Source organism: uncultured Thiodictyon sp., from assembly GCA_903837595.1.
In the GTDB taxonomy this organism is placed as follows: Bacteria; Pseudomonadota; Gammaproteobacteria; order Chromatiales; family Chromatiaceae; genus Thiodictyon.
The window spans coordinates 1-22,716 of the sequence record CAILVI010000385.1; the positions used below are offsets into that span (position 1 = coordinate 1).

22 protein-coding genes and 1 pseudogene are annotated in these 22,716 nt (G+C 65.2%); 12 read left to right on the plus strand and 11 right to left on the minus strand.

What is annotated here, in order from left to right:
• Positions 1 to 341: pseudogene (locus tag QZY44_RS22635) on the plus strand (glycosyltransferase); the annotation flags it as partial.
• Here QZY44_RS22635 and QZY44_RS22640 read toward each other — a convergent pair.
• From QZY44_RS22640 to QZY44_RS22675, 8 genes are all read right to left on the minus strand, one after another.
• Positions 272 to 1,105 carry a hypothetical protein gene (locus tag QZY44_RS22640; protein WP_295452917.1) on the minus strand — a complete coding sequence of 278 codons (834 nt, stop codon included), beginning with the start codon at positions 1,103 to 1,105 and terminating at the stop codon, positions 272 to 274. The pseudogene QZY44_RS22635 and the gene QZY44_RS22640 overlap by 70 nt on opposite strands.
• 30 nt (positions 1,106 to 1,135) lie before the next feature.
• Positions 1,136 to 1,978, minus strand: coding sequence for a 23S rRNA (adenine(2030)-N(6))-methyltransferase RlmJ (gene rlmJ, locus QZY44_RS22645; RefSeq protein ID WP_295452923.1), 843 nt, complete (start codon positions 1,976 to 1,978; stop codon positions 1,136 to 1,138).
• A gap of 31 nt (positions 1,979 to 2,009) precedes the next feature.
• A complete protein-coding gene (locus QZY44_RS22650) occupies positions 2,010 to 2,330 on the minus strand; it encodes a hypothetical protein (RefSeq protein ID WP_295452926.1) in 321 nt (106 codons plus the stop codon).
• Positions 2,331 to 2,409: 79 nt separating this feature from the next.
• Complete coding sequence (locus tag QZY44_RS22655) at positions 2,410 to 3,783, minus strand: AAA family ATPase (protein ID WP_295452929.1); 1,374 nt, start codon at positions 3,781 to 3,783, stop codon at positions 2,410 to 2,412.
• Positions 3,780 to 5,060, minus strand: coding sequence for an ATP-binding protein (locus QZY44_RS22660; RefSeq protein WP_295452932.1), 1,281 nt, complete (start codon positions 5,058 to 5,060; stop codon positions 3,780 to 3,782). Before QZY44_RS22660 ends, QZY44_RS22655 begins: the two co-directional genes overlap by 4 nt.
• A gap of 117 nt (positions 5,061 to 5,177) precedes the next feature.
• Entirely contained in the window at positions 5,178 to 5,834 is a 657-nt protein-coding gene (locus QZY44_RS22665) for a phosphatase PAP2 family protein (protein ID WP_295452937.1), read from the minus strand.
• A gap of 36 nt (positions 5,835 to 5,870) precedes the next feature.
• Positions 5,871 to 6,821 carry an alpha-E domain-containing protein gene (locus QZY44_RS22670; protein WP_295452940.1) on the minus strand — a complete coding sequence of 317 codons (951 nt, stop codon included), beginning with the start codon at positions 6,819 to 6,821 and terminating at the stop codon, positions 5,871 to 5,873.
• A 198-nt stretch (positions 6,822 to 7,019) separates the two neighbouring features.
• Positions 7,020 to 8,465 carry a circularly permuted type 2 ATP-grasp protein gene (locus tag QZY44_RS22675; RefSeq protein WP_295452943.1) on the minus strand — a complete coding sequence of 482 codons (1,446 nt, stop codon included), beginning with the start codon at positions 8,463 to 8,465 and terminating at the stop codon, positions 7,020 to 7,022.
• A gap of 307 nt (positions 8,466 to 8,772) precedes the next feature.
• Here QZY44_RS22675 and QZY44_RS22680 point away from each other — a divergent pair, with 307 nt between their 5' ends.
• Together QZY44_RS22680 and QZY44_RS22685 are read left to right on the plus strand one after the other, a co-directional pair.
• Complete coding sequence (locus QZY44_RS22680; RefSeq protein ID WP_295452946.1) at positions 8,773 to 9,180, plus strand: hypothetical protein; 408 nt, start codon at positions 8,773 to 8,775, stop codon at positions 9,178 to 9,180.
• A gap of 8 nt (positions 9,181 to 9,188) precedes the next feature.
• Positions 9,189 to 9,875 carry a hypothetical protein gene (locus tag QZY44_RS22685; protein WP_295452949.1) on the plus strand — a complete coding sequence of 229 codons (687 nt, stop codon included), beginning with the start codon at positions 9,189 to 9,191 and terminating at the stop codon, positions 9,873 to 9,875.
• Between the two features lie 40 nt (positions 9,876 to 9,915).
• Here QZY44_RS22685 and QZY44_RS22690 read toward each other — a convergent pair whose 3' ends face one another.
• Complete coding sequence (locus tag QZY44_RS22690) at positions 9,916 to 10,179, minus strand: DUF2934 domain-containing protein (RefSeq protein WP_295452956.1); 264 nt, start codon at positions 10,177 to 10,179, stop codon at positions 9,916 to 9,918.
• Between the two features lie 177 nt (positions 10,180 to 10,356).
• On the opposite strand from QZY44_RS22690, the gene QZY44_RS22695 reads away from it, so the two are divergent.
• From QZY44_RS22695 to QZY44_RS22730, 8 genes are all read left to right on the plus strand, one after another.
• Complete coding sequence (locus QZY44_RS22695; RefSeq protein ID WP_295452959.1) at positions 10,357 to 11,274, plus strand: ABC transporter ATP-binding protein; 918 nt, start codon at positions 10,357 to 10,359, stop codon at positions 11,272 to 11,274.
• Entirely contained in the window at positions 11,271 to 12,008 is a 738-nt protein-coding gene (locus QZY44_RS22700; protein WP_295452962.1) for an ABC transporter permease, read from the plus strand. The genes QZY44_RS22695 and QZY44_RS22700 overlap by 4 nt, the downstream gene beginning before the upstream one ends.
• Positions 12,009 to 12,013: 5 nt before the next feature.
• On the plus strand, positions 12,014 to 13,387 hold the full coding sequence (locus QZY44_RS22705; protein WP_295452984.1) for a GldG family protein: 1,374 nt from the start codon (positions 12,014 to 12,016) through the stop codon (positions 13,385 to 13,387).
• A gap of 3 nt (positions 13,388 to 13,390) precedes the next feature.
• A complete protein-coding gene (locus tag QZY44_RS22710; protein ID WP_295452987.1) occupies positions 13,391 to 14,569 on the plus strand; it encodes a DUF4340 domain-containing protein in 1,179 nt (392 codons plus the stop codon).
• A 1-nt stretch (position 14,570) separates the two neighbouring features.
• On the plus strand, positions 14,571 to 15,398 hold the full coding sequence (gene mutM / locus QZY44_RS22715; RefSeq protein ID WP_295452990.1) for a bifunctional DNA-formamidopyrimidine glycosylase/DNA-(apurinic or apyrimidinic site) lyase: 828 nt from the start codon (positions 14,571 to 14,573) through the stop codon (positions 15,396 to 15,398).
• Between the two features lie 30 nt (positions 15,399 to 15,428).
• Complete coding sequence (locus QZY44_RS22720; protein WP_295452996.1) at positions 15,429 to 16,037, plus strand: DUF192 domain-containing protein; 609 nt, start codon at positions 15,429 to 15,431, stop codon at positions 16,035 to 16,037.
• Between the two features lie 73 nt (positions 16,038 to 16,110).
• Positions 16,111 to 16,389 (plus strand): type II toxin-antitoxin system RelE/ParE family toxin, encoded by a 279-nt coding sequence (locus tag QZY44_RS22725; protein WP_295453000.1) that lies wholly within the window; start codon positions 16,111 to 16,113, stop codon positions 16,387 to 16,389.
• Positions 16,390 to 16,398: 9 nt separating this feature from the next.
• A complete protein-coding gene (locus QZY44_RS22730) occupies positions 16,399 to 16,707 on the plus strand; it encodes a HigA family addiction module antitoxin (RefSeq protein ID WP_295453005.1) in 309 nt (102 codons plus the stop codon).
• Between the two features lie 645 nt (positions 16,708 to 17,352).
• On the opposite strand, the gene QZY44_RS22735 is transcribed toward QZY44_RS22730, so the two are convergent.
• The gene (locus QZY44_RS22735) at positions 17,353 to 19,641 is read right to left on the minus strand and encodes a bifunctional serine/threonine-protein kinase/formylglycine-generating enzyme family protein (RefSeq protein ID WP_295453008.1); all 2,289 of its coding nucleotides are present in this window, start codon (positions 19,639 to 19,641) and stop codon (positions 17,353 to 17,355) included.
• A gap of 451 nt (positions 19,642 to 20,092) precedes the next feature.
• On the opposite strand from QZY44_RS22735, the gene QZY44_RS22740 reads away from it, so the two are divergent.
• Entirely contained in the window at positions 20,093 to 22,195 is a 2,103-nt protein-coding gene (locus QZY44_RS22740; RefSeq protein WP_295453011.1) for a bifunctional diguanylate cyclase/phosphodiesterase, read from the plus strand.
• Between the two features lie 49 nt (positions 22,196 to 22,244).
• Here QZY44_RS22740 and QZY44_RS22745 read toward each other — a convergent pair.
• Positions 22,245 to 22,716: EAL domain-containing protein (locus QZY44_RS22745; RefSeq protein WP_295453017.1), on the minus strand; the 472-nt coding region annotated here is incomplete at its 5' end.

The following is a 22,716-nucleotide window of genomic DNA, read 5'->3' on the forward strand; positions in this document are numbered from 1 at the left end:
GCTTCTTCGAGCCCGTGCTCGCGCACCGCGATCGCAGCGCGTTCGAGGTCTTCTGTTACGACAATTCCTACGGTGCCGACAGGGTCAAGGAACGCTTGCAGGCGCTCGCAGACCAATGGCGCCCGATCCACGGCATGTCCGACGATCAGGTGGCGGCCGCGATCACCGCGGACGCCATCGACATCCTGGTGGACCTCTCCGGACACACCCGGGGAAACCGCCTGCTGGTGTTTGCGCGGAAGCCTGCGCCGGTGCAGGTCACCTGGCTCGGCTACCCGGACACGACCGGCCTGCCGGAACTGGGGCACAGGGTGGGCCGCAGGGCCTCAACGCGCAACTGACCCAGCCCTGGCACGTCCACCCGCAGCGGTGCACAGAAGGCAAGCGGGGTACAGGGGTCCGCATAACCATAATGTAGCGCCAGGTCCAACACATCACGACGGCCCCCATAGATGGCAAAGCACTCAAGCCCCACCGTCGGCTGGACGACGCGGACCACCAGGTTGATGTCGTCCATTCGAAACCGGGCGCCCCGGTGATGGTGATTGAGAAGATCAATCAGCGGCATCAATAACTGGCCGCTGCCGTCTTTTCCGGTGACCGACCGGTCGCAGAACGTGCGGGTCCGCAAGAAGGCCTCCGCCGGGGTGGCCGGACGATTGGCAAAACCCGGCCAGATCGCTTCCAAAGCCGCCCTCAGCGGCGCTTGCCCGTCCAAGACCAGGCTGGTCATGTGATTCAGCGCCCAAGGTATTTTACCAGCGGCGTTGTAGAGGGCCACTTGCTGATTGAGCAGATCACGCTGCAGCGGTGTCAAATCGTCCGGCGCCACGCTCAGCCTTAGCGCATCGTTGCATTGCTCCCATACCGCCGACTGCACGGGGATCAGTAGCTTCCGTGGCAGGCGAAAGAGCGGTTGGTCCCCGGCCCCGGCGATGGGATCACAATACGCAGAGAATTGCCCGGCGCGCTCCACGAGACGCAGACCGGGGTGGAGGCGGCCACCGCCGGCCAACACGGTCGTAATCACCGCTTGAAGGCTCTCGCCCACCCCGGGCGATTCGGTCTCATAATGCACGGGCGGTCGACGCGGATTAGCATGCATGATCAAGTCGCCTAAGCACTCGGCCGCCGCTCAAGGCGCCGGCACCAGCCACTCAAGGCGCGTCTCGCCCGGCCCGGCCAGGCGCAGCCGCGCCAGCAGTTCGGGCAGCAACCGCTCCAGGATCGCCGTGAGGCCCCAGGGCGGATTGACGATGAGCATCCCGGACCCGTGCAGCCCCTGAGAACCCCGGTAGGGCGACACCCCCAACTCCGCACAGAGGATGGCAGGAATGCCCAGGCCCTTGAGGCGGTTCAAAAAACCGAGGCTCGGTTCGCGCTCGATAATCGGGTACCAGATGGCGACCACGGCCCCGGCCCAGCGCCGCTGGATGGTCGTGAGCGCCGCGCTCAGGCGTGCGAACTCCCCCGGCATCTCAAAGGACGGGTCCATGAGCACCAGACCGCGCCGCTGCGGCGGCGGCATCAGGCCCGCGGGCGCCTCGTAGCCGTCCCGGAAATGGACCGCCACCTGCGGGTCTCCGGCGAATTCAGCCCGCAATACCAGATGGTCCGCAGGGTGGCGCTCGCACAGGATGAGGCTATCCCCGGGCCGCAACAGTGCACGCGCGAGGTGCGGTGAGCCCGGATACCAGCGCTGGTGCCCGTCCGGGTTCAATGCCCGCACCAGTTCCAGATAGGGGGCCGACTCAGGCCCCGCCGGGGCGTCCCAGAGCCGGCCGATACCGCCGTCGAATTCGCGATTCTTCAGTGCACTCTCCGACGCCAGGTCATAGAGACCAGCGCCCGCGTGGGTATCGACCACACAGAATGGCTTGTCCTTGAGCCGCAGGGCCAGGATGAGTTGCACCAGCAGTGCGTGCTTGAGCACGTCCGCAAAGTTACCGGCGTGGAAAGCATGGCGATAGCCGAGCATGGGTCAACCTAAAGGAGGAATTTAGCCGCTATCACTCTGGCGAATCGCCGCCGACCTCACCACCTAGGAACGAGCGGTTTCGCTGGACCCGCGCGACGATGGTTTCGATCAGATAGTCCCTGATGCGCTGTTCGTCCTTCCATCGCCGCACCCGCCGGGAGGGGTCCAAGCCCATCGCGCCGATAATCCCGATCAACTGCTCCCGCGGCAACGCAAGCTCGCGCGCGAGCGCCACTTCTCCGCCTTGCGCGGCGGCGCGAAATAAAGCCTCCGCACTTGGCAGCGCCGCAACTCGGACGTCCGGCCACCGGCCCCGCGCAGCACCACCGACCGCCTTCTTGCCGAGTGCCATTGCGATCTCATCGCAGATTGCAGGGAGGTGGCGCTGCATCACCTCCCATACGATTTCATCCAACGCATCTATACTTAGCTCATGAGACTCTACGGATGAATTCTTCGGCGAGTTGGCCGAGTGCCTGGAAGTAGATGTGAGATTCTTGACCATAGCGACCCCTCAGGGTGAGGATCTCCTCGTGTTTGGCGTATGCCTCTTCGGCCTTCACTGTATCGGGAACAATGATATCCCAAACGGGTTGAAACTCGGGCTTTGCGCGCATCTCCGCGAGTATCGTGCGATGCAGAATCGTCGCAGACTTAAAGCGATTGACGATAGTTCCGTAGCGTTTTATTTCACGCCGGATGCCCTTGCTATGGTCCCGGATTCGTCCATCGAGTTGGCTAACGCCGATGGTAGAGACGTGATCGGCGATAGTCGGCATGATATATCCATTCGCCGCGGTCAACGCATTGAGTGTCGCCACTCCCAATGCCGGCGGGCAATCGATCAGGACGAAGTCGAAAGAGGGAAAGACATCCTTCGATAGGGCCGCGTGCAGGAGGAAATAAGGGCTGCCCATTACATAGCGCCACGCCGCATCTCCTTCCATCAGCTCCTCCTCGATCTGCTGCAGGCGCGGGGTACAAGGGATCAGGCTAAGAGTCCCGGATACACCTTTGACGCGTTCGATTCCGGAGATTACCAGCGCCTTACCGAAGCCAGCAGGTATAGAACCGTTCTTTTGGACCTCCGCGAAGATATCTGCGACCGTCTTACAATCTTGGTCGCATTTCACCCAGCGCTTCTCACCGAGCATAGTGAGGGATGCGTTGGACTGGGGGTCCATGTCCACCACCAAGATCCTGAAGCCATGGATTGCATTAAGGAAATCTGCCAGCGCCAAGGTTAGCGTAGTCTTCCCTACGCCACCTTTACGGTTCACCATCGCAATCGCAATCATAGTCTCGCCCTCCCCAAGCGCTGCGATTTCCAACGCCTCTTCTTGTCCAACTCGTCGCACACTAATCGGAAACTCGCTACCGCGATCATCGGAAACGATCACTATGTTGTCTCCCGCAGCATGTCGAGCGATCAGCCAATCCAGGGTCGCAGGGCTGCGGGGGCTGGCAGGCGGTGCCCGATCCTGACCAACAGCCTGCGCACATCTTAGCCATTTCGCGAGTTGCCAATCTGCATCGCAGGGGAATTCCGTACCCAAAATCTTTGCCACATGATCGGCCGCGTCCCGGTCAAACGCAACGATTTCGATTTTGTGGGTCGCTATGTAGGAATCGACGAACGCAGGATCAAAGTCGACGCCTTTCTGCCGTCTCAATTGGAACACGCGCTCCATATGAACCAATGCCGAGACACAAATACGGTGGCTGCACGCGTCACATCGGCGTGACAACTCGCTGACGAAGCGCTGTTTGAAGAGTATATTGGTATCAAGGAAGAAGCGCGTCACATTTCACCTTCCCCCAACATCGCCGCCATCTCGGGCTCGCTCACAATGCGAAAACCCGCGGGCTGCGCACGCACGAAATATACGAAGCGCCCGCTGCTTGTCTTAAGTTCATCCAACACATAGTCCGGCAATCGCACGCTACCATCGTAGTTCAAGAGTGAGACAGTTCTGGTGACGTCATCAACAGCAGGTGCGGCAGTCGCAAACGCGTTCATTTTCTTGGGTGCCTCCTTGTTAATAACGGTACCACTCGCACGCTGTTCAACCAAACGGATATCAAAATGAGGTAATGCGAAATTCGGCGAGTGAGTCACGATAAAAAACTGACTCGCCGTGTCATCACCGTCCATTGCCGCAGCAAGGCACTCCGCGAGACTCGATTGCACCTGCGCATTGAGGTGGGATTCCGGTTCCTCGAGACCCACCAGCGGTTGCTCTGCCAACGCCAAGGTGGCCAGCAGGGAAAAGCTCGCCACCGCCCCGGACCCAAGCTGATTCAAAGGCAGCACACCGACATCGCTTAGCCAGCCGAAGTCGTTCGGGTAGTCGGGCGGATTCTCGACCGGCTCCAACCGGCCCAACGGAAGGCCAACCGCAACGTGACCAAAGCGGTCGATGGCCCAAGCACTGCGCTTTCGTCGCGCGAGGTCCATGGTACGAGTTAGGCCCATAAAGCGATCACGCAGATCTCGACCAGCCGACTCCTGCCCAGCCGAGCGGTGGATCGTCATCCCTGGCCGCAGGGCGACGACCGCTTGATCCCACTGTCTGGACATGGCCTGCCATCGGTCAGCGATTTGATCGGCAATACCCGGAAGGAAAGGTGATTCGGACTGGAGTTCTGAAACATAGTCACTTTCGGCCTCTCTCAAACGCGCCAACAAGTTATCGGCATCACAGCCAACCCAATCGGTCAACTGGGTCACGATAGCGCCATCCTGTCTCTCGATACGGAAACCAAAGCTGGTGGATTGGCTATCGGTCTTGTCGGGTGTCAGGACGGCATGCAATTCGATGACCGGAGGACCAGAAAGATTGAACATCCAGGCATCCTGTTGGTACTCTTCATAGTATGCGTCGCTATTCCTGGGGGTTGTGTCGAGGAGCCGCACAAGCGGTGTCCCAAGGAGCCGGCTGAATAGGTCGATCGCCCGCAGCAGGTTACTCTTTCCTGCGTTGTTGGTTCCAAACAGGACGACTACCGGCCCGAGATCTTCCAGCGTAATCCGGTTAGCAAACGAGCGGTATCCGGTAACCGAGAACGACTTCAGATACATAGCTGACGCCTCTTGCACGTGGGGAATAAGAGCTCAACGTACAAGCGAAGGCCCGTCGTAGCAGATCCCCGAACTGCCAACCCAATAAATACTTGTCTCATTTTCGCTTATTTGCGTTCATTTGCGCACCACTCTTCGGCCACCCGCTTGCGCCCGCAGCCAGCTGCGGTGATGCACGACCCCGGTCGGCGACAGCGCCTGGGCGATCCGCCGCTCCCACTGCTCGGTCGGGAGCCAATTCGCGGCGATCGGACTCAGTGCAAGCAGCAGCATCAGCCCAGCACCCCTGGCTAGCAAGGGCGGCGACACCCGCTGATCGAACCAGTGGAACGCGGCCGTCGCGATCGCCGCCCCAAGTAACCAGCCGGCAACCGATTCACTCACACTATGCGCGCCCACCGCGATCCGCGACCAGCCGACCAGGGCGCCGATGCCAAGCCCTATCAGCAGCGCGACCCACTGAACGCGGCGCCCGCCCCAGCGACCCGGCAGCCACGCCAGCCACACCGGCAGGATGGCGGTGGCCAGGGTGGTGTGCCCGCTGATGCCGGTGAAGTCGAGTGCCACACTCCCCATGCCCCAGACCATGAACACGAGCTTGGTCATCAGCACCAGCGCCGCCCCCGCCGCGAGCAGCAGCAACCAACGACCGGCAACGGCCCGCTGGCCGGTCTGCCACAGACACGCGCAGACGATGAGCAGCAGGGGCAACATCAGACCCGCCGCGCCCAGATGGCCGACCTGATCCCAGAACAACAGCGTCTGCAAGGTCATCGCGCGGTCGTCATACTGGCAGGCAACATCAAGGCCTCAGGCCGCGACGTCCAGCACCAGCGGCGGCGGGAACCAGGTCCGGGCGATCTCCGCGTGCAGGTCCCCGATGGCCAGCTGCAAAACATCCACATGGGCATGGAGTTGCTGCTGATCGAGCTGCCAGGGCTCCGCCGCCTCCAGGCTGCGCCGCAACCGGCCGGCCACACGCAGCGCCGCCTCATTGCGCGGCAGCGTCTCCAGACAGCGGCGGGAGCCATCGATGCAATAGCGCACCGCGCGGGGAAATGCCTGGTGCTGGAACAGGAAGCGCAACACCGGTTCACGCTGCACGCGCACCTGCTCGCTGCGCCGGTAGGCCTGATAGGCACTCAGTGACTTGAGTACGCTGACCCACTGGATGGTCTCATAGGGTTGCAGTTCGGTCGTCGCATGGGGCAGCAGGTTGGCGGAGCGCACGTCGATGATGCGAGTGGTCATGTCCGCCCGCTCCAGGTAGCGCCCCAGGTGCAGGAACTCATAGCCCTGATCGTGGAGCATGGTGCCGGAGAGTAGCCCATTGATCCCCTGGGCGCCCAGGATGATGGACTTCAGATAGCCATGGCGACCGCCCTTGGTCATGCCACGCCCGAGTTCGTCGCGACCGTACAGATAAAGCTGATTTAAGACCTCCCAGACCTCACGCGGGAGGAAATCGCGGATAGTACGGCAGGTCTCCCGGGCAGCCTCCAAGGCGGAGAGGATGGACCCGGGGTTGCGAGTATCGCCCAGCAGGAAATGCACGACGTGGTCTTCGTCATAGTCCTGGTAGTCGGTCTCGAACTGGGCATTGGCCCCGGTAATGTCCACCAGCGGGCGCCAGCCGGGGGCAATGCCCCGCGGCAGGTCCATGAGCAGGTTGGCATTGACCGCAACGACCCGGGCGGCGTTCTCGGCCCGCTCAACGTGGCGGCCCAACCAATAGATGTTCTCAGCGACGCGCGACAGCATTCCCAAGCACCCTCTAATAGCAAACAATCACGCTGGCCTGAAACTCCAACGCCGCGTAGAAACTCGCGCCGCCGGTCTTGATCGTGACTCCGGCCGGCGGCCTCGGGGCGCACAGCGCCCAACACACGCGTGACACCGCCGCAGCGGTGTCACGAGAGCAAAACGAATACAGTCCGGATTGAGCGGCCGACTGACCGCTCAATCCGGAACGATCCAGGTGTCCTTACTCCCCCCGCCCTGGGATGAATTGACCACCAGCGACCCCTTGCGCAGCGCCACGCGGGTCAGCCCGCCCATGGTCACCTGCTGACGGTCCGCCGACAGGATGAATGGACGCAGGTCCACATGCCGGGGCTCCAGCCCCCGCCCGACGATGGTCGGCACCGTGGAGAGCTTGAGCGCCGGCTGGGAGATATAGTTGCGCGGGTCGGCTCGGATCAGCTGCGCGAACTGCGCGCGCTCCGCGGGCGTGGAGGCCGGACCGATCAGCATCCCGTAGCCGCCGGACTCGTTGGCCGGTTTCACCACCAGGCGCTCCATGTGGGCCAGGGTGTAGGCCAGGGACTCCGGGTCCATGCAGCGATAGGTCGGCACATTGGGCAGTATCGGGTCGGCGTCGAGATAGAATTTAATAATCTGCGGCACGAAGGCATAGACCACCTTATCGTCCGCCACCCCGGCCCCCGGGGCATTGGCCAGGGCCACGGTGCCGGCGGTCCAGGCGCGCATCAGGCCCGGCACCCCCAGGGTGGAGTCGGGGCGAAAGACCTCCGGGTCCAGGAACAGGTCGTCCACCCGCCGATAGATCACGTCCACCCGTTTGGGACCATCCACCGTGCGCATGAAGACACAGTCGTCCTTATCCACAAACAGATCGCGCCCCTCTACCAGTTCGCAGCCCATCTGCTGGGCCAGATAGGCGTGCTCGAAATAGGCCGAGTTGTAGATGCCCGGCGTCAGCACGGCCACCTGCGGGTAGTCCGCGGGGCGCGGCGAGAGCGCCGCCAGGGTATCGAAGAGCTGCGATGGGTAGTCGTCCACCGGGAGCGGGGCATAGTGCTCGAACAGCTCCGGGAAGACCCGCTTGGTCACCAGACGGTTCTCCAGCATATAAGACACGCCGGAGGGGACGCGCAGGTTGTCCTCCAGGACATAGAGGGTCCCGTCCGCGTCGCGCACCAGGTCCGAGCCGCAGATGTGCGCCCAGATGCCGAGCTGCGGGTTCACCCCCACGCACTGGGGCCGGAAGTTGGCCGACTTGGCCAGCACCGCGGCCGGGAAGACCCCATCCTTGATGATGCGCTGGTCGTGGTAGAGGTCGTCGATGAAGAGGTTGAGCGCCTGCACCCGCTGCTTGAGCCCCGCCTCAACCCGGTCCCAGTCTGACTTGGGGATGATCCGCGGGATGATATCGAAGGGCCAGGCGCGGTCGATCGCGCCCCCCTCCTCCGAGTAAACGGTAAAGGTGATGCCCATCTCCTTGATCGCCACCTCGGCGGCCTCCTGGCGGGCCACCAGTTCGTCCGATCCCAGCGCCGTCAGGTCATCCAGGAACCCGGCAAAGGCGTTGCGACCCTGGCCCGGAGCGGCGACCAGCTCGTCGTACAAGTCCCCACAGGGATAGGCGTTCCAGTCGATGCTCAAGGCACGAACTCCTTAGGCCGGATGACCGCGGTGTCTTAACGGATTGGGTTGGGTGGCGGCGTGCCGACGGCGCCCGAAGGCCCGACGGCAGGTATGGGGCACGAGTATGCTGGAGGCGCAGCCGCGAAGTCTACCTGCACGGCCGCGCAGACGCCGATTTACCGTATGGGGCCGGCGCGGCTATCATCCGTCGCCGTATACCATAGCATGCTTGACCGGCCTGCCGCGGACCAGCCACCGGCGTGCGCGCTCCGAGCACCGGCGCCGGTAACCCCATCCCTCGCATCCCGTTAGGAGCAGAACTACCATGAAGCGTTCACTGCCTGTCCTGCCACTGGCCATTTTTCTGGCCGCCGGCTACCCGACCCTGAGCCTGGCCGAAGACACGGCCGCTGAGTGCCGCAAGATGGCGGCCGAGGAGGAGGTGGCCCCGGAGGACATGGAAGACTACATCGCCGAGTGCCTGGCGGTGGTCCAGTCCGAAACACCCGAAGAGGCGGTGACGGCGATGGACAAGGCCGATGCCGGCGCCCCCGGCGGTGCCCCGGCGACACCCCAGCCCGCACCGACCGCGGCCGCAAAGCCAACACCGACAGCCACGCCGACCCCGGGAGCAAAACCAGCACCAACAGCCGCACCGACCCCGGGAGCAAAGCCAGCACCAGCAGCCGCCCCAACCCCGGCCGCGAAGCCAGCACCGGCCGTGAAGCCCTAGAGCTCCCGATGGCCAACCTTGCCCCCCTGCTCGCCCTCACCGGCATGACCCTGGCCTCACCCCTGTGGGCGGACCAGGGCACGGCCAAGATCCTCGCCCCCTGGGAGGCCAACGGCCAGATCTATCAGGTGGCCGTGGACAAGCTCCAGTTCATCGGCACCTTTGAGGGCATCATGTACATCGAGCACGGCCAGGGGCTCCTGGACGCCGCCCTCTTCACCTGTCCGTCCACCCAGATCACCGAGATCCTCGCCAACACCATCAAGGGTCACGGCTACTGTACCATCGAGAGCCCGACCGGGGACTACATCTACGCCGAGTACAACTGCGACGGTGAGCCCGGCTCCTGCACCGGCACCTTCAAGCTGACCGGGGGCACCGGCAAGCTCACCGGCATCACTGGGGAGAGCGACCTGATCGTGCGCACGGCCCTCTCCGGCACCACCACCGACAAGGCCGGCAGCGGGACCGTCTCGGCGGCCAAAGGGCTCGCCATCTGGCCAGAAATGCGCTTCGAGATCCCAGGCAAGAGCGCGGAGGTGGTCAACATGCTGGGCACCGGCATCGGCGCCGGCCCCAAGGGCCCGTCGTTCCTGGCCAAACCGACGCCGAAAACCGCGCCGAAGCCCGCCGAGGAACCCAGGCCCAGCGGCCCCGTGAAGCCAGGTTTACCGATCGAGCTGCCGCGCAAATAGGCCGCTCCCCGCGCTCCCCGGGGCCGGAGTCAGACCGCGATCAGGACGCGTCCGTCTCGTCCTGACCCCAGAGCTTCAGCGCGTTGCGCAGCCCCATGCGCTCCAGGGCGCGGCGATTGGTGCCGTCCTGGTGCATGCGCTCGACCATCCGGTCGATCTGGTGTTCGGCGAGGATCCAGTCCTCGAGCGCCCCTTCCCCAGGAAACCCTCTCTGTTCCGCCAGGTAATAGGCGGCGACGGCGATCATTTCATGTCGTTCCTCGGCGCTCAGGGTGAGCGCAGTCTCTGCCCGTTCCGTATGCATCCGCGATGGCCCCCTTGGGTGTTGTCGGTCTCACGCTGTACGAAGATGGGAGGGTGCCACGCCGCGGCCGAATCGCCAAGCACTGTCGTGCAATGACAGCGTCACAGTGCCACCGGGGCGGGGGGACCGGCACGAGCGTTTGGCAAGTCCGACCGAAGTCGGTATCGTGCCCGATCTATGGAAACTCTGGTACGCGTAACCGACCTGACCCGTCGCTTCGGCCCCCATACGGCCCTGGCCGGACTGAACCTGACCCTGGCACGGGGGGAGGTGCTTGGCCTGCTGGGCCCCAACGGCGCCGGCAAGACCACCTGTCTGCGACTGCTGAGCGGCAACCTGGCCCCGAGCAGCGGTCAGGTGGAGATCGCCGGCATCGATCTGGCACGCAACCCGGTCGCAGCCAAGCGGCTCCTGGGCTATTTGCCCGAACGCCCGCCCCTCTACCAGGATCTGCGCCTCGACGAATACCTCCAGTTCTGCGCCCGGCTGCACCGCGTCCCGCGCGCCAAAACGGCGGACGCGGTGGCGGAGGCCAAGCACCGGTGCGGGCTCGATGGCCTGGGCCGGCGGCCCATCGCCAAGCTGTCCAAGGGCTTCCGCCAGCGCCTGGGCATCGCGCAGGCGATCCTGCACCGCCCCCCCCTGCTGATCCTCGACGAACCCACGGAGGGGCTGGACCCGGTGCAGGTCCGCGAGGTACGCAACCTGGTGCGCGAACTCTCCCGCGACAGCGGCGTTATCTTCTCCAGCCACATCCTGCCCGAGGTCCAGGCCGTGTGCAACCGCGTGGCGATCCTCCACCGGGGCCGCCTGCTGCGCGGGGACCACCTGGCCGCCCACCAGAGCGCCCTGATCTGGCGGCTGCGCCTGAGCGCACCGGCGCACTGTGCCTCACTCGCCGCGCTCGCCTGCGTCGCCGCAGCGACTTCACTGCCGGATGAGCGCATCCGTGTCGTCCTCAAGCCCGACGCGGGACCCGAGGAACTGACCCGGCAATTGGTAGCGGCGGGGCTCGGCCTGCAGGAACTCACCCCCGAGCGCAGCGACCTGGAGCGGGTCTTCTTCGACCTGATCGGGGCGGAGGAGCGGACATGATCCTCACCATCGCCGGCCGGGAGTTGCGCGGCGGGCTGGTCACGCCACTGCTATGGGTGCTGCTCGGGGCCTCCCAAGTGGTGCTCGCCTGGGTCTTCCTTAAGGTGGTGGACGATTTCAGCGGGCTCGGGGCCGATGAGCGGGTGGCGAGCCTGTCGCTGGAAGTGGCGCTCAACCTGTTCGGCTTCGCCGCCGTGATCGCCATGCTGGCCGCCCCGCTGATCGCCATGCGCATGTTGAGCGCCGAGTTCCGGGACGGGAGTTTCGACTTGATCGGGGCGGCACCGATCCACCTCTACACCGTGGTGCTGGGAAAATTCCTCGGTACGGCGGCCCTGCTCACCCCACTGTGCCTGCTGCCGGCCTTGAACCTGACCCTGCTCGCGGGCACCGCGCACCTCGACCTGGGGCTCTGCGCGGCGGCCACCCTGGGACTGTGGCTTGCGGCCCTGATGTTCGGCGCCATCGGGCTCTACACCGCCAGCCTGAGCGACCAGCCGGGGGCGGCGGTGCTGGCCGCCTTCGGTCTACTACTCCTGTTCTCCATCATCGGGCGCGCCCAGGATCTCAGCATCCCGGGGCTGTCGCTGTTCGGCTGGCTGGCCTGGAACGAGCACCTCTTCTGGTTCCTGCTGGGGGCGGTGCGCGTCAGTGACCTCGCCTACTTCCTGCTGTTCACCGGATTCTTCCTGGCCCTCACCCACCGGCGACTGGCCAACCGGCGGCTCGCGTGAGATCAATGAACACCGGCTGGACCAAACCCATCGTGGAGGCTGCCAGAGGCATCGAACGGCCGCTGGTGGACACCCTTTTCACTCTGCTGCTGCTCGCCTGTGTGATCGCCGCGGGCTGGTTGATCGCCCGCAACGGGCACTACTGGGACTGGACCGGCGAGGGCGCCAACTCACTCAGCCCGGAGTCGGCGGCGATCCTCAAGCGTCTGGACTCACCGCTGCGCGCCACCGTGTTCATCAACCCCCGGGACCCCCTGGGCAAGACCATCGAGCGCCTGCTGGCCCGCTATCGGCGCGCGGCGCCTGACCTCAAGGTCCGCTTCGTGGACCCGCAGCGCTTCCCGGAACAGGCGCGGGACGCCAAGGTCTCCCGGGCCGGCCAGATCATGCTGGAATACCGGGGACGGCGTGAGACCCTGAACGAGGTCGGCGAGCGTGCACTCACCGCCGCCATCGCGCGCCTCAACACCACCCGGGCACCCTGGGTAGCGGTGCTGGAGGGTCACGGCGAGCGCCGGATCAATGGCGATGGACCCCGCGACCTGGGGCGCTTTGGCCAGGAACTGAAGGACCGCGGTTTCCTGCTGCGCAACCTCGATCTCACGAGCGTGGCGGACGTGCCGACGAACACCCAGTTGGCCCTGATCACCAACCCGGAGATCGCACTCTTCCCCAAGGAGGCGGACCGGCTCGCCCAATATCTGGACCGGGGCGGCAATCTGGTATGGCTCCTGGACCCGGGTCCAATGAACGGACTCGAGACGCTGACGGACCTGCTCGGGATCGGCCTGCTGCCGGGCGTCGTGGTCGACCCCAAGGCGGCCGAGTTCGAATCCAACACCGCGGCGATGGCCGTCATCGCCGACTACCCGGACGACCCCTTAGGGGCCGGCCTCAAGGCGGCGGCCCTGCTACCCGGGGCGGTCGCCTTCCAAACCCGCACCGCCCCCGGCTGGACGCTGACCGGGTTCTTGAGCACCGGCGCGGGGAGCTGGAATGAGACCGGACGTATCGAGGGCAACATCGACCGCGACGAGGTGGTCGGCGAGCAGGCCGGCCCACTCCCGGTGGTCCTGGCCCTGACCCGACCAGTGGGGACTGAAGGTCAGGTCCAGCGGGTGCTGATCGTCGGCGATGGGGACTTCGTGAGCAACGCCCAGATCAACGCCTACGGCAACCGCGCACTGGGACTCAAGCTGCTGCGTTGGGTGAGCGGCGAGGAATCGCTGTTTGCCCTGCCCCCAAACCCCGGCCCGGCCGCGGGCCTGGTCCTGAACCGGACCCGGCGCCTACTGCTGGGGCTGGGGTCGCTGATCCTGTTGCCCGGGCTCTTCCTCATGGCGGGTCTGACGATGCGCTGGACGCGCGCGCGGGGTTGAACCATGGCTGCACGCTGGATCGCCAATCTGATCTTATTGCTGATGCTGCTGGGGCTGGGGCTCACCATCCATCATGTCCTCACCGTCGCGGACCCGCCCCAGACCCTGACCGGGATCGTCGCGGCGGAACTGCGACTCATTGAGGTGGAACGCGACGGCGAACCCCGCATCCAACTGGAGCGCACCCAGGACGGCTGGCGGCTGCGCGAGCCCGTGGACCTGGACGCGGAGCCGGGTCAGGTCGAGCGGCTGCTCGGCGTACTCACCGCCCCGGTGCAGCGCAGCTTCCCGGCCCAGTCCGCCGCACTGCGTGAATTGGGACTGGACCCGGCCCGGCTGCGCCTCACGCTTGACAACCTGCGGCTCGGCTTCGGCGGCCTCGATCCACTGGGAAGCCGCCGCTATGTCTATGCACCCGCGGATGGGCTGGTGCATCTGATCGAGGACAGCGTCTACCCCCGACTTATCGCGCCGCCTATCGACTATTACTCGCGCAAACTCCTGCCCCGCGGGCAGTCACCGAGCTATGCCACACTCAACGGGGTACCGCTATCAGCTAACTCACTGAAAAACTTGACGGGACTCACGGCGGAGCGGGTCGAACCCATGACCGAAGAGCTCAGCGGTGAACCGCTCCAGGTCAAGTTCGGGGACGGCGCGCTGCTGCGCTTCGTCGTCTCCGCAGACCGACGGCACTGGACCCGACTGGATCTCAAATTGCGCTATGTCCTGAGCGACAGCCTGCTGCTGGAGCTGGACCCCAGTGCCGTCGACCCCGGCCCACCAGGTCTGCCCCCGAGCGCCGCAGTGCCACGACCTGTCGCGCCGCCCGCCCGCGCACCGACCAAACCTGCGGTGCCCCCGACGACGCCCACCGCGACCGCCGACCCCTTCGCGCCGTCCGCCGAACTCCCCGCTATCGCGGCGCCAGACCCGGGCGCCCCACCGGTGGTCCGCCTCAGTCCGGACCAGCGCCCGGGCGGCGGCTCGCCCGACCAGCCACCGCCGGGTCAAGCGCCGCCGGCCGGGTTCGGCGTCGAGCCCTACAAGGCCCCGCCGGCCGGGTTCGGCGTGGACCCCTTCGCACCCCAGGAGGGGCAGGAGCCACCCGCCGGGGACGGCGCCGCGCCGCCACGCAAGGTTCCCAAGGCCGAGATCACACCCTCACTGCGGCGGTATTAGGGTGCCCGAACTCCCGGAGGTCGAGACCACGCTACGCGGCATCCGCCCCCACCTCGCGGGGCAGCGGATCGAGGCGATGGTGGTGCGCGATCCCCGCCTGCGCCTGCCGATCCCCCCGGACCTGCCCGCACGCCTGGCCGGTGCCTTGATTGGGCCGCTCTCCCGGCGCGCCAAGTATCTGCTGATGGAGGTCGCCGGCGGCAGCCTGATCCTGCACCTGGGGATGTCCGGGAGCCTGCGGGTGGTGGCCGCGCAGGCCCCGCCCATGAAGCATGACCATGTGGATCTGGTCCTCACCGACGGCCGCGCCTTGCGTTTTCACGACCCGCGCCGCTTCGGCCTCATGATCTGGACGCCCGACCCGCCGGCCGTGGCGGTGAGCCGGCACCCACTGCTGTGCGACCTGGGGCCCGAGCCGCTGGAAGACGACTTCGACGGGGACCACCTGTACCGTGCGAGCCGCGGGCGGCGGGTGGCGGTCAAGTCATTCGTCATGGACGCCGCGGTGGTGGTCGGGGTCGGGAACATCTATGCCAGCGAGTCACTGTTTCTGGCCGGCATCCACCCGGCGCGCGCCTGTCACCGCGTCGCGGCGGTGCGCTACCAGCGCCTGGCCGAGACCATCCGCACCGTGCTCAACGCCTCCATCGTCCAGGGCGGCACCACGCTGCGCAACTTCGTGCAGGAGGACGGCAACCCCGGCTATTTCGCCCGCTCGCTGCGGGTCTATGGACGCACCGGCCAGCCCTGCCTGAACTGCGGCACGCGGCTACAGGAACGGCGTATCGGCCAGCGCTCCAGTTTCTATTGCCCGAGCTGCCAGCACTAATCCAGTACCGGCAAAACAGAGGCGCTGATCATGATTGCTGCTACACCATTGCCTACCACCCGCGTGACACCGCTACGAGCTATTCCCGTAGGATGGGTTGAGCGCAGCGAAACCCATCGTCAGCGCTTCGCCAAGGCGTTGATTGCTGGGTTTCGCTCCGCTCTACCCAGCCTACAAAGCCGCGAGCGCCAACGACGACCGCCGCACATCACGGCACTGCTCGCCCTGCTCCTGGGTTTAACACTGGTCCAGGGGCTCAGCGCCGCCGACCACGCCAAAGTCCGCGTCGGCACCGCGACCTTTCGGGTGGAGTTGGCACAGACGCCAGAAGAACTGACCCGCGGCCTGATGTTCCGCCAACGCCTGCCGGCTGACCAGGGGATGCTGTTCATCCTCCAGCCGCCCGGCCGGGCCGTGTTTTGGATGAAGAACACCCTGATCCCGCTGGACCTGCTGTATTTCGATGGCAATGGTGTGCTGCGGCAGGTCGTGGCCGACGCCCCACCCTGCCGGCAACCGGTCTGCCCGACCTACCCAAGCGAATCCAGCGCGATCCGTTACATCCTGGAGATCAACGGCGGCGAGGCCGCGCGGCGCGCCATTCGGGTCGGCGATGCACTGGAGCTTGGGCGACCCTGAGGCGCTGGGTTCCCTCTGCGAACCTGGCGGGGGGCACTTGCCGGTAGTGTAGCGACGCTATACACTTGGCCTCGTGATTAAGCAATTCAGGCACAAAGGGCTTCAGCGCTTCTTCGAGACTGGATCGAAGGCGGGTATCCAGGCCGCCCATGCGCCGAAACTCCGGCGGCAGTTGGCACGCCTGGACGCTGCCGCGTCCCCGCAAGATATGAACCTGCCCGGCTGGAAGCTGCATCCGCTCTCGGCGGACCTGACCGGACACTGGGCAGTCTGGGTCAGCGCTAACTGGCGTCTGACCTTCGTTTTCGAGGGCGCAGACGCAATCCTTGTCGATTACCAGGATTATCACTAGGCAACCATCATGAGCGACATGCACAACCCGCCCCACCCCGGAGAGACCCTGCGGGACGACGTGTTGCCGGCGCTCGGGCTCACCGTCACCGAGTCCGCCCGGCACCTCGGTGTGACCCGCACGGCCCTGTCGCGCGTGCTCAACGGGCGCGCGGCCATCTCGCCCGACATGGCCCTGCGCCTTGAGGCATGGCTCGGCGCCGAACGCGGCGGGCGCGCCGAACTCTGGCTCGAGCAGCAGATGGCCTATGACGTTTGGCAAGCGCGACAGCGTCCGCGGCCGCAGATCGCGCGCCTCGCCGCTATGCCTCGGTCATAAGTCCGACCACTGGGAGCGCCGCACCCCAGTGAGACTGTGAAAGTATTCGGAACGTACCAGATATAGCCCGGATGCAGCCGCAGCGGAATCCGGGGGCGACCTCGCAGACAGACGCGGAATCAGTGTGTTGCAGCCAAGACCTGGATTCCGCTTGCCAGCAACCTAAGCCCCGAAGGGGCAAGACATACCAGCCCAGGGCAGCGCCCTGGGTTAGTGACATATCGTCGGCCTAGCCCTGAAGGGGCGTGACATACGAAACTGCGCCGTTATGTCACGCCCTTTCAGGGCTGAGCCCCCTCATATACCACATACCCAGGGCGTTGCCCTGGGCTGGTATGTTCGACCCCGTTGGGGTCGGTCCGCAAGATCGGCTGGAACGGGGTGCTCGCTGCGCTCTGACCGTGGTCGGTACCAGGTTTTCCTGAAATCGCCTGAGCACTCGGGATCGACGAATGTCCACCGCGTGGTGTCTTTCGACCAGTGCGACTCCAGGGCGCCACCGGTGCGCCGGGCGTTATCGGGCATCAGGAGTCAAAAAAAAATCGACCAAGGGGGGCGCTGCCCCCCTTGGAACCCCCCACACCAAACCAGAGCGTCCCCAGCAGCCATTTCTGTCAACTTTTCAAGAGGTAAAGAAGTAAAGGATTAAGGGGTAAGCGTCCTGGCCACGCGGAAACCGAGATCGTAGTCCCGGTTGCCGGTGCCGTCCCAGACGCGGTAGGCGGAGCGGAGGTTCCTCGGGTGGCTGAACCAGGAACCGCCGCGCAGCACGCGCCGCCCACTCTCGATGCAAGAATCACGCCATTCTTCTCCGTCTTTCGGCGCACCGGTGTAGTTCGCATGATAACAGTCCTGCACCCACTCCCAGACATTTCCGTGCAGGTCGTACAGACCCCAGGGATTGGCCGGATAACTGCCGACCGGCTGGGTCTTTTTCAGATAGACCCCGGTCTTGGCACCGCAGTCGGCATAGTCGTAGTTACCGTTGTAGTTGGCCTGGTCGGTCTTGATACAGTTGCCGGTGCTGAAGGCGGTCTGGGTCCCGGCACGGGCGGCGTACTCCCATTCGGCCTCAGTGGGCAGGCGGAAGGTCTGACCGGTCTGTTTGCTCAACCAGGCCACATAGTCCTTGGCATCGTTCCAGGAGACACAGACCACCGGCGAGCGATCCTCCTGCGCAAAGCCAACGTTGCGCCAGGAAAACGCCTTGTCCTTGACCCAGGAGTTGTCTTTCCATCCATAGCAGCCATCGCCCTTTTCCGCCTCGGTCAGGTAACCGGGATTGGCCGCCACGAAGGCGCGGAACTGCGCCATGGTCACCTCCGTCTTGCCCAGCTCAAAGGCGGCCACCTTGACCGAATGGGCCGGCTTCTCGTCGTCGTCACACTCCGTCTCGCCCGGCTGGCAGCCCATGGAGAAGCTGCCGGCGCCGATGCGCACCATCGCCGGGACGATGGCCGCCTGCCGGTCGCGCTCCGCTTTGGCGATGCGCTCCAGACTGGCCCGGGCCTCGTCGCCCTTGGCGCAGCCCTTGGCGGAGCAGCCCGCCAGATAGGCACGATAGGCGTCCGCGGTATCCTGCTTGGCCGCTGCCGCGTAGTCGTTGAGATCCGCGGCACGCCGCGCCTGCGCCAGGTCAGCGATCCGTTGCTCGGCCTGGACCCGGTGCGCGCAGCCGTCGGCCGTACAGGCATCGAGATAGGCGCGATAGGCGGGGTCGGTGTCCGCCGTGCGCGCGGCGGCAAAGGCCCGGTCATCAGCGTCCTTGAGCCGCTGCGCCGCGCGGGCCGCGTCGGCCGCGTCTGCCTGAGGCTGCGCCTGGGCCGACGCATGGCGGCGGTCGTCGGCCGACGGCTGAACTGGGGCCACCGGACCACCCGCGTGATACGGGTACGAGACGCCCAGTCCGACCAGCCCAAGGACGGGTGTGACCACCGCCGGCCAGAACCAGCGCGGCCGGGCGCGTCCCGGTTCCGGCGGAACGCACCGCGTCAGCCTGGTCTGAAAGGCGGCGACCGTCTGCGGCCGATCCTTGGGTTGAATCGCCAGACCCGCCGCCAGCAGATCGCTGAGCGGCTTGGATACGCCGAAGTCGGCGGCCGGCCTCAGCTTGTCTCCGACCGGCGCCTTGCCGGTCACCAGGTGATAGAGGACAGCGGCGGTGGCATAGATGTCGGTCCAGGCACCTTGATTGCCCTCCTCGTGATGCTGCTCGGGGGCTGAATAGCCCCGGCTGTAGATCACGGTACGAGCATGTACGCCCATGCCATAACGGGCGGCGCCAAAGTCCAGCAGGAGGGGACGTGACCCGCCGCCAGCGATCTGGGCCAGGTAGATGTTATCGGGCTTGATGTCGCGGTGTAGGAAGCCCTCGGCGTGAACTGCACTCAAGCCCTCGAGGATGGGCAGAATCAGTTGGCGAGCCTCCCCTTCCGGCAGCCGTCCGCCCCGCTCTGCCAAGTGCTCGGCGAGCGAGCGACCCGGGTAGTAGCGCATGACCAGATAGGCAGTCCCATTGGCCGGGAAGAAGCTGCGCACCCGCACCACGTTGGGATGATCGATCCGGTCCAGCGTTTGGGCTTCGGTTAGGAAGCGCTCCAGTCCATATTGAAAGAACCCGCCCTCATCATCTCGGCAGTGGGGCGTGACGGTGATCCCGTCGGCGGCGCGCCCCGCCCACTCGCGGGGCAGGTATTCCTTGATAGCGACCCGGGTCGCGAAACGCTGGTCCCAACCCAGATAGGTAATACCGAACCCGCCCGGCCTGCCGAGCACCCGACCGACCAGGTATTGGCCGTGCAGCAAGGTACTGTGGGGCAAAAGAAAACCGCTGCGCTCGGCCCCTTCGTCATAGCCGCACCGCAGACAGGGTCCGGCCCGACCCGGGGCGGCGAAGCAGCCGGGGCAAAGGGTGGCGATCCGTGTGTCCGTCATCGATAGCAGTCCCCAATGGCCGAGTCCACGCGATGGCAGGCAAAGCGCCGGCCGATTCCCAGTTCCTGGCCATGGAAGCCGAACGGTTCGGGGATGTCAACCCAGCGCGAGCATGCGAACAGGGTGCGGCCCGGCTAACGGCCATGGCGCCCGCGCCGCCCCGCAAGACGAAAATCGCCCGTGGGAGCGGCTTCAGCCGCGACGAGGCCACGGCCGCGTGCCAGGTCGCGTCGCGGCTGAAGCCGCTCCCACCGGGGCCCGGCCTGACTTTCACGGCAAAGCCGCGACCAGTCGGAACCACCGCACTGCCCGGTCTTGCCTGGGGCCACGCAAGCCCCCATCGTTTGCACGAACCCTGACCAGACCGAGCCCAGGCACGCTACGGCGGCGCTGTCATCCGGGTATGATAGCAGCGCCATCGTTATCGGATCATCAGACCGCGAGAGCCATCATGTCTGAACAGCCGGCTGGCCCAGTCATCTGGGGGGGCAAACCGTCGCGCGAGGTCAATGAAGCGCGCTTCCAGAAATTGTTCGACGAGGCGGATGCCATGGCGATCCAGGGATACGTTCCGGACGGCACCGTGGTCTACTGGAATCGCGCCTCGGAAAAGGTCTATGGCTATACCGCGCAGGAGGCCCTGGGGGGCAATCTGCTGGACCTGATCATCCCGCATGACATGCGCCAGGCCGTCGAAATGGGGGTCCGCTGGATGTTCGACAATGGCCAGGGCATCCCGCCCGGGCGCCTGACCCTGCGGCACAAGGACGGGCATCGGGTATCGGTGTATTCCAGCCATACCATCGTCACCGTCCCGGGCCAGGACCCCGTGCTGTTCTGCATGGACGCGGATATGAGCGAACTGGAGCGCGCTGAGACCGAATTACGCGTCGCCGCCACCGCCTTCGAGTCCCAGCAGGGCATGATCATTACCGATGCGCAGGGCGTGATACTGCGCGTCAATCAGGCCTTCACCCGGACCACCGGGTATTCGGCGCAAGAGGCCGTTGGGCAAACACCACGCCTGATCAAGTCGGGCCGCCATTCTGTCGACTTCTATGCGCAGATGTGGCGTCACCTGCTCGCCACGGGGCACTGGCAAGGGGAGCTCTGGAACCAGCGTAAAGACGGCGAAGTGTATGCGGTATGGGTCACCATTTCCGCCGTGACGGATGGCACGGGACAAGTGACCCATTATGTCGGTGCCCAGACTGATATGACCCAGCGCAAAGCGGCGGAGGCCAAGATCCTGCATCTCGCCTGCTATGACTCATTGACCAAACTACCCAACCGGCGACTGCTGCTCGATCGGCTGCAGCAGGCGACGGTATCAAGCCCCCGCCACCAGCGCGCCGGGGCCTTGTTGTTCCTCGATCTGGACCATTTCAAGACACTCAACGACACGCTGGGTCACGACATGGGCGACCTGCTGTTGCAGCAGGTGGCCGAGCGGTTGACGCACGCGATCCGCGAAAACGATACCGCCGCCCGCCTGGGGGGAGACGAGTTCGTGGTGATGCTGGAGGATCTCAGTCCGCAGCTTGAGGCGGCCGCCAATCAGGCCGAGGCCGTCGGCGAGAAGATCCTGGCTGCACTCAACCGGGTCTACCGCCTCAAAGAGCATGAATATGTAGGTAGTGTGAGCATCGGTATCACGCTGTTCCCCAGCCAGGGAAACAGCGTGGAGACGCTGATGAAGCAGGCCGATCTGGCCTTGTACGGGGCCAAGGCGGCAGGGCGCAATACCTTGCGCTTCTTCGATCCACAGATGCAGGAGACCGTCACCCTGCGGGCCGCGCTGATGAGTGACCTGCGCAAGGCTTTGCACAAGCAAGAGTTTCGACTCTTATACCAACCCCAAGTCGACAGTGGCGGCCGGCTCACCGGGGCCGAGGCACTGGTGCGCTGGCAATGCCCGGCCCGCGGCCTGATCCGGCCGACCGAGTTTATCCCATTCAGCGAAGAAACGGGGTTCATCCTGCCGCTCGGGCAGTGGGTCCTGGACACTGCCTGCCGGCAATTGGCCGCCTGGGCGGCACGACCGGAAAGCGCGCTCCTGTCACTGGCCGTCAATGTCAGCGCCCACCAATTCCATCGCGCCGATTTCGTCGAGCAGGTGCTGGAAACGGTCAAGCGCACCGGAGCCAATCCCCGACGGCTCAAGCTGGAGCTGACCGAGAGCCTGCTGCTTAACAACATCGAGGAAATCAGCGCCAAGATGTCAGCCCTGAAGGAGCAGGGTCTGAGTTTTGTGCTGGACGATTTTGGCACCGGGTATTCGTCGCTCGCCTACCTCAAGCGCCTGCCGCTGGACCAGTTGAAGATCGACCAATCGTTTGTGCACGACCTGTTGGTGGACCCCAGCACCGTGGCCATCGCCCAGACCATCATCGGACTCGGTCGGACGATGGGCATCGCCGTCATCGCCGAAGGGGTGGAAACCCAACGCCAGCGGGAATTGCTCGCCCGTCTGGGCTGCCAGGCCTATCAGGGCTATCTGTTTGGTCGGCCAATGCCGCTGGAGGGGTTTGAGCAGTTGCTCTGTGACCCCTAAACCACACCGCGGCCATTCAGTCTTAAGAGAAGAATTGGCGACTCCAGATTCAGCGCCCCCGCGCGCCGCCGCCCTTATAGGGGTCCTGACGGTTCGCGATCCACTGTGAACTCAGGGCCGCGGCGTCGAGTGGTCGGGAATAGAGATAGCCCTGCACGTATGGGCAGCCCAGGCGCAGCAGTTCCGCCTCCTGGCATGCCAGCTCCACCCCCTCCGCGACCGTCTCCAGATTCAGCATCGCGCTGATGGCGACGATGGCACGGGTGAGCGGCGCATCGTGGTGGCCATTGCCGAGGTGGTCGACGAATGACTTGTCCAATTTTAGAATATCCATCGGGAACCGATGCAGATAGGCGAGCGAGGAATAGCCGACCCCGAAATCGTCGATCGCCAGGCGCACCCCCCGGGTCTTGAGCTCACCCAATTGACCGAGCGCCTCCGCGGTCCCCTGCATCAGGGTACTCTCGGTGATCTCCAGGACCAGCGAGCGGGGGTCCAGTCCGGAGCGCTCCAGCGCCTCC